Origin of the sequence: Marinovum algicola (assembly GCF_900109145.1) — a bacterium.
In the GTDB taxonomy this organism is placed as follows: domain Bacteria; phylum Pseudomonadota; class Alphaproteobacteria; order Rhodobacterales; family Rhodobacteraceae; genus Marinovum; species Marinovum algicola.
Map to the genome: position 1 here is coordinate 80,375 of NZ_FNYY01000003.1, position 11,879 is coordinate 92,253.

Annotated in this window: 9 protein-coding genes and 1 other RNA gene; 4 read left to right on the forward strand and 6 right to left on the reverse strand. The window is 64.4% G+C overall.

The features are described 5' to 3' along the window. Nucleotides 1-174: 174 nt before the first annotated feature. On the forward strand, nt 175-480 hold the full coding sequence (locus BMW90_RS05855) for a hypothetical protein (protein WP_048531473.1): 306 nt from the start codon (nt 175-177) through the stop codon (nt 478-480). A gap of 62 nt (nt 481-542) precedes the next feature. On the opposite strand, the gene BMW90_RS05860 is transcribed toward BMW90_RS05855, so the two are convergent. Then, nucleotides 543-953: a DoxX family protein gene (locus BMW90_RS05860; protein ID WP_074835544.1), complete on the reverse strand. Its 411-nt coding sequence runs from the start codon at nt 951-953 to the stop codon at nt 543-545. Between the two features lie 103 nt (nt 954-1,056). After that, complete coding sequence (gene gyrA, locus BMW90_RS05865; RefSeq protein ID WP_048531475.1) at nt 1,057-3,792, reverse strand: DNA gyrase subunit A; 2,736 nt, start codon at nt 3,790-3,792, stop codon at nt 1,057-1,059. A 193-nt stretch (nt 3,793-3,985) separates the two neighbouring features. On the opposite strand from gyrA, the gene BMW90_RS05870 reads away from it, so the two are divergent. Continuing rightward, nucleotides 3,986-4,255, forward strand: a complete 270-nt coding sequence (locus BMW90_RS05870; protein WP_048531477.1) for an usg protein — start codon at nt 3,986-3,988, stop codon at nt 4,253-4,255. Between the two features lie 134 nt (nt 4,256-4,389). On the opposite strand, the gene BMW90_RS05875 is transcribed toward BMW90_RS05870, so the two are convergent. Both BMW90_RS05875 and hemB read right to left on the reverse strand, forming a co-directional pair. Continuing rightward, nucleotides 4,390-4,947 carry a lipid-binding SYLF domain-containing protein gene (locus BMW90_RS05875; RefSeq protein WP_048531479.1) on the reverse strand — a complete coding sequence of 186 codons (558 nt, stop codon included), beginning with the start codon at nt 4,945-4,947 and terminating at the stop codon, nt 4,390-4,392. A gap of 138 nt (nt 4,948-5,085) precedes the next feature. Continuing rightward, nucleotides 5,086-6,078, reverse strand: a complete 993-nt coding sequence (hemB, locus tag BMW90_RS05880; RefSeq protein WP_074835546.1) for a porphobilinogen synthase — start codon at nt 6,076-6,078, stop codon at nt 5,086-5,088. A 188-nt stretch (nt 6,079-6,266) separates the two neighbouring features. Between hemB and BMW90_RS05885 the strand changes: the two genes are divergently transcribed. Together BMW90_RS05885 and mfd are read left to right on the forward strand one after the other, a co-directional pair. Beyond that, nucleotides 6,267-6,758, forward strand: coding sequence for a component of SufBCD complex (locus BMW90_RS05885; protein WP_139211247.1), 492 nt, complete (start codon nt 6,267-6,269; stop codon nt 6,756-6,758). 45 nt (nt 6,759-6,803) lie between these two features. Beyond that, nucleotides 6,804-10,295, forward strand: coding sequence for a transcription-repair coupling factor (gene mfd, locus BMW90_RS05890; RefSeq protein WP_074835549.1), 3,492 nt, complete (start codon nt 6,804-6,806; stop codon nt 10,293-10,295). Between the two features lie 244 nt (nt 10,296-10,539). Here the strand turns inward: mfd and ssrA are convergent. After that, nucleotides 10,540-10,890: a transfer-messenger RNA gene (gene ssrA / locus BMW90_RS05895) on the reverse strand. A gap of 13 nt (nt 10,891-10,903) precedes the next feature. Next, nucleotides 10,904-11,782: a DMT family transporter gene (locus tag BMW90_RS05900; protein WP_048531483.1), complete on the reverse strand. Its 879-nt coding sequence runs from the start codon at nt 11,780-11,782 to the stop codon at nt 10,904-10,906. Nucleotides 11,783-11,879 lie beyond the last annotated feature (97 nt).

Sequence of the window (11,879 nt, forward strand, 5' to 3'; positions counted from 1 at the left end):
AGGCGCCTGGCCCGTCTGACAGGCCGCTTTTGCGGCTCGGGAGCCGGTTGCGCCGATGGGCGTGGTAACCGGGCGGGATGTTGCGGGCCCGGATCATCAGACCGATAGCGCAAAGGCCGGAAACGGTGTAATCTTGTCCGACAGGCATTACGAAGAACGGGAGAGGATTGGACTATGAAAAAGTTATTACTTTCCGCGGGTGTCATTGCCGGTCTTGCCGGATCGGCGCTGGCGCAGGGTGCCGCACCGGGGCTGAGCCCTGACCCGGACTATCCGCTGTACGTGGAAGCCAACGGCATTCAATACTGGTGCCGCGACACCTTGACGACGCTGCCGGACGGCACACCAGCCCGGCTGTGCCGCAGGCTGAGTTCCTTCCAGACCAACGGCGGCGCGGCGCTGCCGGCGACCGTGGGCATCGCGCTGCTCGGGCTGGCCTTGCTCGGCGACGAAGGCGGGTCGAGCTCCGGCACCGACTGACAAAACAAAGCAGCCCCCGGAACATGCCATCGCCCGGCCGAGACCGGGCGATGGCCTTGTGCTTACGCGGTGGCCGTCGCCGATTTCCGGCCCAGCGCCGCATCGGCCGACCATTGGCCGGCGCCGACCAGCGCCAGCGCCAGATAGCCGCCGGCAAGCGCCAGGTTCTTCATGAAGATGGTCATCTGCATCTGGTCCGCCGGGACAAAGTGATAGAGCACGCCGGTCGCCACCGAGAACAGGCCCAGACCCAGCGCCGCCAGCCGGGTCTGAAAGCCGACCAGAAGCGCTAGGCCGCCGAGGATCTCCAGGACGATCACCGGCCAGGCGAGAAAGCCGGGCAGGCCGCCCGAGGCCACGTAGCCGGCAAAGCCCTGAACATCGCCCAGCTTGCCGATGCCCGCCAGAATGAACATTGCCGAGAGCAGGATACGCGCGACCAGCAGGCCGGCATTTTGAAGAGTGTGGGTCATGTGAAGTGTCCTTCCGAGTTTCTGTCGGAAGGACTATTCGATCTGTGCATCCACGATCAATTCAGGCAAACCACACAAGTCTTGTGCGAATTTGCAAGGCGCCTCAGCTCTCGGCCTCACCCTCGTCTTCGGCCTGTTCGGCGATCCAGGCCACGCTGACCACTTCCTCGCCCTTGCCGGTGTTGAACACCCGCACGCCACCGGCGCTGCGCGACCGGAAGGAGATGCCATCGACCGGCACCCGGATCGATTGCCCGCGCGAGGTGGCAAGCATGATCTGATCGTCCAGTTCCACCGGGAAAGAGGCCACCAGAGGCCCGCCGCGCATCGCCTTGTCCATCGCCGCCACGCCCTGGCCGCCACGGCCGCGCACCGGATAGTCATGCGACGACGACAGCTTGCCGGTGCCCTTGGCGGTGATTGTCAGGATCAGGTTCTCGGCCGCCGACATCTCGGCATAGCGCTCGGGCGAGAGCGCGCCGGGGGCGGCGGCCTCTTCGTCGGTCTCCGGGTCATCGGTGATCCCCGCCATCAGGCGACGCTGCTTCAGATAGGCGGCGCGTTCCTCCGCCTCGGCCTCGAAGTGGCGGATCACCGACATCGAGACGACCTTGTCGCCATTGTTGAGCCGGATGCCCCGCACCCCCACCGAATTGCGCGAATTGAACACCCGCACATCGGTGGTCGGAAAGCGGATGGCGCGGCCGGAATCGGTGACCAGCATGACGTCGTCGTCCTCGGAACAGATCCGGGCATTGATCAACGACATGCCTTCGTTCTCGTCCTCGAACTTCATCGCGATCTTACCGTTCGACTTCACGTTGGTGAAATCCGACAGCCGATTGCGCCGCACGGTGCCTTTGTCGGTGGCAAAGACGATTTGCAGATCGTCCCATTCGCCCTCGTCGCGATCGACCGGCATGATCGCCGCGATCGACACGCCGGTCGGGATCGGCAGGATGTTGACGATCGCCTTGCCCTTGGAGGTGCGCCCGCCCAGCGGCAACCGCCAGGTCTTGAGCTTGTAGGCCATGCCGTCGGTGGTAAAGAACAGAAGCTGCGTATGGGTATTGGCGACAAACAGCGTGGTCACCACGTCGTCATCCTTGAGCGCACCGCCCGACAGCCCCTTGCCGCCGCGCTTCTGCGAGCGGAAATCGGCCAGCGGCGTGCGCTTGATATAGCCGCCCTGGGTGACGGTGACGACCATGTCCTCGCGTTCGATCAGGTCCTCGTCGTCCATGTCACCGGCCCAGTCGGTGATCTCGGTGCGGCGCGGCACGGCAAATTGCTCTTTCACCTCGGTCAGTTCGTCCGAGATGATCGTCATGATCCGCTCGCGCGAGGACAGGATATCGAGGTAATCCTTGATCTTCGCCGCCAGTTCTTCGAGCTCGTCGGTGATCTCCTTGACGCCCAGCTGGGTCAGCCGTTGCAGCCGCAGCTCGAGAATGGCGCGGGCCTGCGCTTCGGAGAGGTTGTAGCTGCCGTCCTCGTTGATCGTATGGGTCGGATCGTCGATCAGCTTGATATAGGCGGCGATCTCCTGCGCCGGCCAGCGCCGGGTCATCAGCTTCTCGCGCGCTTCCGCCGCATCGGCCGAAGCGCGGATCGTCGCCACGACCTCGTCGACATTCGACACCGCGACCGCCAGACCACAGAGGATATGGCTGCGTTCGCGCGCCTTGCGCAGCAGATAGGCGGTGCGCCGCGCCACCACATCCTCGCGGAAATCGAGGAAGGAGGTCAGGAAGGCGCGCAGGGTCAGCTGCTCGGGCCGCCCGCCATTGAGCGCCAGCATGTTGCAGCCGAAATAGGTCTGCATCGGGGTGAAGCGGAACAGCTGGTTCAGCACCACCTCCGCCGTGGCATCGCGCTTCAGCTCGATCACCACCCGCACGCCGTTGCGGTCGCTTTCGTCCTGCACATGGGCAATGCCCTCGATGCGCTTTTCACGGGCAGCCTCGGCGATCTTTTCGATCATCGCCGCCTTGTTCACCTGATAGGGCACCTCGTCGACGACAATGGCATAACGGTCCTTGCGCAGCTCCTCGACGCGGGTCTTGGCGCGCACGATGACGCTGCCCCGACCTTCGAGATAGGCCTTGCGCGCGCCCGAGCGGCCGAGGATCAGCCCGCCGGTGGGGAAATCCGGGCCGGGGATATAATGGATCAGCTGTTCCGAGGTCAGATCGGCATCCTCGATCAACGCCAGGCAGGCGTCGATCACCTCGCCGAGGTTATGCGGCGGGATATTGGTCGCCATGCCGACGGCAATGCCGCCGGCGCCATTGACCAGCATGTTGGGAAAGCGCGCCGGCAGCACGCTGGGCTCGCGGTCCTTGCCGTCGTAATTGTCCTGGAAATCGACGGTTTCCTTGTCGATATCGGCCAGCAGATACGACGAGGGCTTGTCCATCCGCACCTCGGTGTAACGCATGGCCGCGGCATTGTCGCCATCCATCGAGCCGAAGTTGCCCTGACCGTCCAGAAGCGGCAGCGACATCGAGAAATCCTGCGCCATGCGTACCAGCGCGTCATAGATCGCGCTGTCTCCATGCGGGTGGTATTTCCCCATGACGTCGCCCACAGGGCGGGCCGACTTGCGATAGGGTTTGTCATGGCTGTTGCCGGTTTCATGCATCGCATAAAGAATGCGCCGATGCACCGGTTTCAGCCCGTCGCGCAGATCCGGGATCGCGCGGGACACGATGACCGACATCGCATAGTCCAGATAGGCCGACTGCATCTCGTCCGTGATCGAGACCGTGGGGCCGTGATGCTCGGGCCGGTCCGGTTTTTGTTCATCGTTCTCAGGGGGTTGGGGCGTGTCGCTCACGTCGTCTTCACCGCTTTTTGTCGGTTTCTATATATAGTTGAGGCAAACTATATCAGAGACAGGATATGGGGTGCAATCCTTGGATTCCGTCGATTTGGCAGCCATCATGCCAGGTGGCTAACAGATTGTATTTGTTGATTTTCAACAGATTTCTGGCACGATTCCCGCACAGCAAAAAAAGACGAGGTGCAAGATGCAGATGTCGGAGACCGAAATGATGCTGCGCGGCTACGGGCTGACCACGGCGGAATTCTTCTATCACATGCCGGATTACACCCATGTGCTCAACAGCTATATCTGGCAGGAATATGACACCGCGCCGGATCACCCCAAGCTCTTCCGCTTCATCGAGTTCTGGCAGGACGAGATCGAGGGCCCGCTGCATTCGGTGCGCTTTTCGCACCGCAAGATGCTGGCCTCCGGCGAATGGCAGAACCTGGTCGGCGAATTCACCTATCACTGACCGCTGTGGCCCTTGGCCCCCCGGTCGCAACCAGATCGCCCTGATCTTCCTCTTGCCGAAAATACCCTCGGGGGAGTCGCCCCGGGCGACGGGGGCAGCGCCCCCAGCCCGGCCTGCGCATCAACGCCCGGGCGTCAGGGAATGATCCGAGTGTATTTCACGCCTTCCAGCGTCGCGCCGACGCGCAGCCCGGCCTGGCCAAAGACCACGGCGATGATCGGCGCAAGCGAGGTGGTGGTCTCGGCGCTCAGATTGCCGCCGCTGTCGGGGATGGCATAGGTCGCGCCGGCGCCGGCGGCAAAACCGGGCGACCGGCGGAAATTCTGCAAGGCCTCGTCGGTCATGAAGAACAGCACATGCGCATATTGTTGCGCGCCGATCTGCAATCCGGTCGAGAGCTTGGTCATGGCATAGTAATCCACCGTCGCGCCATTGATGCGCATGGCGCCGCGGCCATAGCCGCCGCCCAGGCCCAGGCCGGCCTCGGTCACCAGCGGCATGATCAACATGCCGACGGATTTCTCGGCCACCTCGCGGGTGGCGGGAAAATCCGAATAGAGCTGCGCCAGGGTGCTGTCGACACGGGCGTCGATCGTGGCCGGGCCGCGCGACCCGACGCCGTTGCCGCAAGCGGCCAGCGTGGTTGCGGCAAGGCCGGAAAACACAAAGGATCGTCGGGGAAGCTGGGTCATCTTGGGTCTCTGCTCGCATTGCCTTGGGGGCCGGTCTTGTCGCCGGTCGCGCGCAGTATAGGCGCTTTGGCCCGGGGTGTCACGCCGCGAAAACCCGGCGCCGGGATTGTGGCAAAGCCGCGCCGGCGCGGGAGCGGCTCAGCCGTTGAGAAGCCGCGCCGCCGCCGGCGCGAAATAGGTCAGCACCCCGTCGCATCCGGCGCGTTTGAAGCCCATCAGGCTCTCCATCATCGCCTGTTCGCCGTCGATCCAGCCGTTTTGCGCGGCGCCCTGGATCATCGCGTATTCCCCCGAGACCTGGTAGGCATAGGTCGGCGCGCCGAAGCGGTCTTTCACCCGGCGGCAGATGTCGAGATAGGGCATCCCCGGCTTGATCATCACCATGTCGGCGCCCTCGCTCAGATCGCGGTCCACCAGCCGCAGCGCCTCGTCGGAATTGGCCGGGTCCATCTGATAGGTCTTCTTGTCACCCTTGAGCGCGCCGGAGGCGCCCACCGCATCGCGGAACGGGCCGTAAAAGGCACTGGCATATTTCGCCGAATAGCTGAGCAGGGCCACGTTGGGAAAGCCGCCGGCTTCCAGGGCGCCACGGATCGCGCCGATGCGGCCATCCATCATGTCCGACGGGCCGATGATGTCGGCCCCGGCCTCGGCCTGGCTCAGCGCCTGTTTCACCAGCGCGCCGACGGTGGCGTCGTTTACCACCTCGCCATCGACCACAAAGCCGTCGTGGCCGTTGATGTTGTAGGGGTCGAGCGCCACATCGGTCATCACCACCATTTCCGGCACCGCCGCCTTGATCGCCCGCGTGGCGCGGTTCGACAGGTTCTCGGGGTTCCAGGCCTCGGCGCAATCCTCGGTCTTGAGGCTCGGGTCGGTATAGGGAAAGAGGCAGATCGCCGGAATGCCCAGGGCATGGGCCTCGCGCGCCGCCTGCGCCACCAGGTCGACCGAGCGCCGCACCACGCCGGGCATCGAGGGCACTGGCTCTTCGATCCCCTCGCCATCGCGCAGGAAGATCGGCCAGATGAAATCGCCGGGCGTCAGGGTGTTTTCGCGCACCAGATCACGCAGCGCGGCGGATTTGCGGGTGCGGCGGAAGCGGGCGTCGGGAAAGGGGGCGAGGGGCATGGCGTTCTCCGAAATTCTCTCCCGTACCTGCCAAGCCTGTTGCGCCAAGTCCAGCCCGAAGCGCACCCGCAGGCCGCCGCGGCGGCGGCCTCTGGGCAATGCCCGGAGCTTGCGGTAAGGAGGCCCGAGATGCCTCAGGGGAACACGCGGTGACCGATCTGCAACTCGTCATTCTTGAACATATCGACATGCGGTCCTTCTCGAATCTCTGGTTCTGGATCGCGCTGGCGGTGATGTGGTCGACGGCGAGTCACTGGGTGATCGGCGTGCCGTTCGACATGGTCACCCACGCCCGCAAGTACGGCGGCCAGGCGCAGGGCGATCTCGAGGAACTGGTGCGGATCAACACCTCGCGGCTGCTCTATATCGGCCGGGTGGCGGGCATTTGGCTGCTGGGCCTGATCTGCTTTCTGCTCAGCGGGCTGGCGGTGCTGGGCTTTTTCTACTGGGTTGAATTCGCCCAGGCGGTCTTTTTGCTGCTCTTTCCGATGAGCCTCGTCGGCCTTCTCAGCCTTTCGACCTCGCGCCGGATCAATGACATGGGCCTGCATGGCGAGGCGCTGCAACGCCGGCTGATCCGCCACCGGTTCTATGTCCAGGTGATCGGCGTGCTGTCGATCTTTGTCACCGCCATGTGGGGCATGTACCAGAATTTCTCGGTTCAGGTTCTGGGACTCTGAGCCGCGCCATTGACCCGATCCTTCCGCTGCCGCAAGTGAGACGCCATGCCAGACCTTCAGACCCGCATCATCGGTGGCGCGCCGGAAGGCTTTGACGCCCGGTTGATCCTCGACGAGGCCGCCAGAAGCGGCGGCCCGGTGCTGCATGTCGCCCGCGATGACAAGCGGCTGGCGGCGATGCAGGCGGCGCTCGGCTTCTTTGCGCCAGAGATGCCGGTGCTGACCTTTCCGGCCTGGGATTGCCTGCCGTATGACCGGGTCTCGCCCCATGCCGATATCTCGGCCGCGCGGATGGCGACGCTGGCCGGGCTGGTACATGGCATGCCGCAGCAATTCGTGCTGCTGACCACCCTGTCGGCGGCGACGCAGAAGATCCCGGCCCGCGAGGTTTTGCGCGAGGCGGCCTTTACCGCCCGGGTCGGCCACCGGATCGACGAAAAGGCGCTGCGCGCCTTCCTGGTGCGGATGGGCTTCGTTCAGGCGCCGACGGTGATGGAGCCTGGCGATTACGCGGTGCGCGGCGGCATCATCGACATCTATCCGCCCGGAGAAGGCGGCCCGGTACGGCTCGACCTCTTTGGCGATACGCTGGACGGCGCACGCCGCTTCGACCCGGTCAGCCAGCGCACCACCGAAAAGCTCGACATGGTCGAGCTGGCGCCGGTCTCCGAGGTCATCCTCGACGAGGCGGCGATCACCCGCTTCCGGCAGAATTACCGCATCGAATTCGGCGCCGCCGGTTCCGACGATCCGCTGTACGAGGCGATCAGCGCCGGCCGCAAGCACCAGGGCGCCGAGCACTGGCTGGGCTTTTTTCACGAGCGGCTCGAGACGCTGTTCGACTATCTGCCCGAGGCCACCATCACCCAGGACGATCAGGTCACCCCCTCGCGGCTGGCCCGCTGGGAGATGATCGAGGATCAATACGAGACCCGCAAGATCGCGATGGCGAGCAAATCGCGGATGGACACGGTCTACAAACCCGCGCCCCCCGAGACGCTGTATCTCGACGATGCCGCCTGGCAGGCCGCCACCTCCGGCCGCCGGGTGTTGCAGTTCCATCCGCTGGCCCAGGCCTCGGGCCCCGGCGTCTCGGATGCCGGTGGCCGTATCGGGCGCAATTTCGCGCCCGAGCGGCAGCAGGAAAACATTAGCCTTTTCGGCGCATTGGCGGATCATATAAAGGCAAAACTTGAGCTTGGTCCGGTGGTGGTCGCCTCCTATTCCGAGGGCGCGCGCGAGCGGCTTTCCGGCCTGATCGAGGATGAGGGGCTGGCCGAGACGATCTTGGTCAAGGATGCCCGCAGCATCGGCCGGCACGGGCTGCATCTAGCAGTCTGGGCGCTGGAGCACGGGTTTGAAGGGCCTTGGGGCGGCGGCAAGACGGGGGGAGAAGCCCGGATCACCGTCGTGTCCGAGCAGGATGTGCTGGGCGACAGGCTGATCCGTGCACCGAAGAAAAAGCGCCGGGCCGAGAACTTCCTGACCGAAACGCAATCGCTCAGCCCCGGCGATCTGGTGGTGCATGTCGATCACGGCATCGGCCGCTATCTCGGGCTCGAGGTGATCACCGCCGCCGGCGCCGCGCATGAATGCCTGGCGCTGGAATATGCCGAGGCCTCCAAGCTCTATCTGCCGGTTGAAAACATCGAGCTTTTGTCGAAATACGGCCATGAGGCCGGTCTGCTCGACAAGCTGGGCGGCGGCGCCTGGCAGGCCAAGAAGGCCAAGCTCAAGGAACGCATCCGCGAGATGGCCGACCGGCTGATCCGCGTCGCGGCCGAGCGTGCGCTGCGCAAGGCGCCGGTGATGGACCCGCCGCATGGCGCCTACGAGGATTTCTCGGCGCGCTTCCCCTACGAGGAGACCGACGACCAGCTGCGCGCCATTTCCGACGTGATGGACGACATGCATTCCGGCCAGCCGATGGACCGGCTGATCTGCGGCGACGTGGGCTTTGGCAAAACCGAGGTGGCGATGCGCGCCGCTTTCGTGGCCGCCATGTCGGGCATGCAAGTGGCGGTGATCGCGCCGACGACGCTGCTGGCACGGCAGCATTACAAGAGCTTTGCCGAGCGCTTCCGTGGCTTCCCGGTCAATGTCCGGCCGCTGTCGCGCTTCGTCTCGGCGCGCGATGCGGCGCTCACCCGCGAGGGCATTTCCAAAGGCACGGCGGATATCGTCATCGGCACCCATGCGCTTTTGGCCAAGGGCATCCGGTTTCAGAACCTCGGGCTGCTGATCATCGACGAAGAGCAGCATTTCGGCGTCTCGCACAAGGAGCGGCTGAAGCAGCTGCGCACCGATATCCACGTGCTGACCCTGACCGCGACGCCGATCCCGCGCACCCTGCAATTGTCGCTCTCCGGCGTACGCGATCTCTCGATCATCGGCACGCCGCCGGTCGACCGGCTGGCGATCCGCACCTATGTCAGCGAGTTCGACGCGGTGACCATCCGCGAGGCGCTCTTGCGTGAACATTATCGCGGCGGCCAGAGCTTCTATGTGGTGCCGCGGGTCAGCGATCTGGGCGAGATCGAGCAGTTTCTCAAGGATCAGGTGCCCGAGGTCTCTTACGTGGTGGCGCATGGGCAGATGCCGGCAGGCGAGCTCGACGACAAGATGAACGCCTTTTATGACGGCAAATACGACGTGCTGCTGGCGACGACGATTGTCGAAAGTGGTCTCGATATCCCGACCGCCAACACCATGGTGGTGCACCGTGCGGACATGTTCGGCCTGTCGCAACTCTATCAGATCCGTGGCCGGGTAGGGCGGTCGAAGACACGGGCCTATGCCTATCTGACGACAAAACCCCGTGCCAGGCTGACCGCCACCGCCGAAAAGCGACTGCGGGTGCTGGGCTCGCTCGATACCCTAGGTGCCGGCTTTACCCTGGCGTCACAGGATCTCGATATTCGCGGCGCCGGCAACCTTCTGGGCGAGGAGCAATCGGGACAGATGCGCGACGTGGGCTACGAGCTGTATCAGTCGATGCTGGAGGAGGCGATTGCCAAGATCCGTGCGGGCGAAATGGAGGGGCTGACCGAGGCCGACGATCAATGGGCACCGCAGATCAACCTCGGCGTTCCGGTGCTGATCCCCGAGGACTATGTGCCCGATCTCGATGTGCGGCTGGGGCTGTACCGCCGGCTGTCCGAGCTGACGACGAAGGTCGAGCTGGAGGGGTTTGCCGCCGAGCTGATCGACCGTTTCGGCAAGCTGCCGAAGGAGGTCAACACCCTGCTGCTGGTGGTGCGGATCAAGGCGATGTGCAAACGCGCCGGCATTGCCAAGCTCGACGGCGGGCCCAAGGGCGCGACGATCCAGTTCCACAACGACAAGTTCGCCTCGCCGCAGGGTTTGGTGGAATTCATCAAGGATCAGAAGGGGCTGGCCAAGGTGAAGGACAACAAGATCGTCGTCCGCCGCGACTGGAAAAGTGACGCCGACAAGATCAAGGGCGCCTTTGCCATCGCCCGCGATCTGGCCGAGAAGGTCGTGGCGGAGAAGAAAAAGAAGAAGGCCAGGGCATGAGGTGAGCCGGTCGCCGGGCGGCGCCCGGCGCCGGGTGGTGTGCGATGCGAGATCGCCGGCAGTCGGGCTGTGGTGCGTGGCTCGGCGCGGTGGATCCTACCTGGCGCTGGCGTGACCGTCGCCCCGAAGCCGGTGTTCGTCGTCATCGCCATGATCCGGGACCGCCAATCCTTCAATGCTTGAACAGGATTGCCGGATCACCTCCGGAACCGAGAGGATTGGGGCCGATGCAGATGAAGAGAGGAATGCAGGTTTCTGTTGCCAGGTACCTGCGAACCCCGCCTAAAGCTGCTAGGCCCTAGGACTTAAGATTTCGGTAGATCCGACTGCTTACGCAGCCATTGCCACCGGAGCTTTGTTGTCGTTTGCAACTAGCTTAGTTGTACCGATAACGGTGGTAACTCACCGGGACAAAGCTAACCCCTTTAGACGTTCGTCGATCCTGTTTCGGCCCCATGATCCCCAAACGAAGGATGGTTGGTGGAGCCGCCGGGTACCGCCCCCGGGTCCGATCCGCTTATTACGAGCGCGTTTATGTCCATAGTCCCGAAGGACAAGGCTGAATATAGGGCGCACGGGCCGGGATGTTAAGGGGGCGCGGGCGCCGATCAGACAGGTTTTTTCGCCAGCGACACGGCGCCGCGCTGGCTTCGGTAGATGGTATAAAGCCCGCTTGCCACGATCACCGCGCTGCCCGCCCAGGTCATCAGGTCGGGTCGTTCGCCAAAGACCGCAATGCCGAGGATCATGGCAAAGAGCAGCCGGGTGTAGCGGAAGGGCACGGTGATCGAGACTTCGCCGACCCGCATCGCCGCGGTCAGGCTGGTATAGGCCAGCACGCCGACCGCCACCGCAAGCCCAAGCTCGACCGACGCCCGTGGCCCCGGCAGCGGCCCGGGGCCGGTCACCGCGATCATGATCAGACCGGCGATCACCAGCATCAGGAAACCGTAGACCCCGAGCTGCACATTCGACATCGACGGCGGGCTGGCCCGCGTCGCCAGATCACGCCCGGCAAAGCCCAGCATGCCCAGCACCGCAAAGATGCTGGTGGCGGCAAAGGCCTCGGTCCCCGGCCGCAGGATCATCAGCACGCCGACAAAGCCCAGGGCGATGGCCAGCCAGCGGCGCCAGCCGACCACCTCGCCAAAGAACACCACCGCGCCAAGCGCCACCACCAGCGGCGTCGCCTGGAGGATGGCCGACACCAGCGACAACGGGGCGAGAGCGAAGGCCAGGGTATAAAACAGCCGCCCCAGCACCTCGGACGTAGACCGCAGCAACAGCGGGCGGGTGACAATCGCCGGGTGAAACAGCCGCTGGCCACGCAGGCGCGCCCAGATCAGAAAGACGCTCATCCCGCCCAGTCCGAAGGCGCTGAGCGCCAGCCCGACGCTGATCTCCTGCATGGCGGATTTCAGAAACATGTCCTCGACCGCAAAGAGCGCCATCGAGACCGTCATCAGCAAGGGGCCGCTTCGCAACATCGGGCAGGATCCGGGTATGGGTGACAGGACTGTGCCCCCTATCGCGCGCCATTCGCCGGGTGACAAGCGCAGAGGGGGAAGGGCCGCCTGGTCGGGG

What these genes read in the sequence shown, in the direction of transcription:
- BMW90_RS05885 (WP_139211247.1), top strand. Translation starts at nt 6,267, where the DNA reads ATGCGGTCCTTCTCGAATCTCTGGTTCTGGATCGCGCTGGCGGTGATG.
- mfd (WP_074835549.1), top strand. Translation starts at nt 6,804, where the DNA reads ATGCCAGACCTTCAGACCCGCATCATCGGTGGCGCGCCGGAAGGCTTT.
- BMW90_RS05875 (WP_048531479.1), bottom strand. Translation starts at nt 4,947, where the DNA reads ATGACCCAGCTTCCCCGACGATCCTTTGTGTTTTCCGGCCTTGCCGCA.
- BMW90_RS05860 (WP_074835544.1), bottom strand. Translation starts at nt 953, where the DNA reads ATGACCCACACTCTTCAAAATGCCGGCCTGCTGGTCGCGCGTATCCTG.
- BMW90_RS05870 (WP_048531477.1), top strand. Translation starts at nt 3,986, where the DNA reads ATGCAGATGTCGGAGACCGAAATGATGCTGCGCGGCTACGGGCTGACC.
- hemB (WP_074835546.1), bottom strand. Translation starts at nt 6,078, where the DNA reads ATGCCCCTCGCCCCCTTTCCCGACGCCCGCTTCCGCCGCACCCGCAAA.
- BMW90_RS05900 (WP_048531483.1), bottom strand. Translation starts at nt 11,782, where the DNA reads ATGTTGCGAAGCGGCCCCTTGCTGATGACGGTCTCGATGGCGCTCTTT.
- BMW90_RS05855 (WP_048531473.1), top strand. Translation starts at nt 175, where the DNA reads ATGAAAAAGTTATTACTTTCCGCGGGTGTCATTGCCGGTCTTGCCGGA.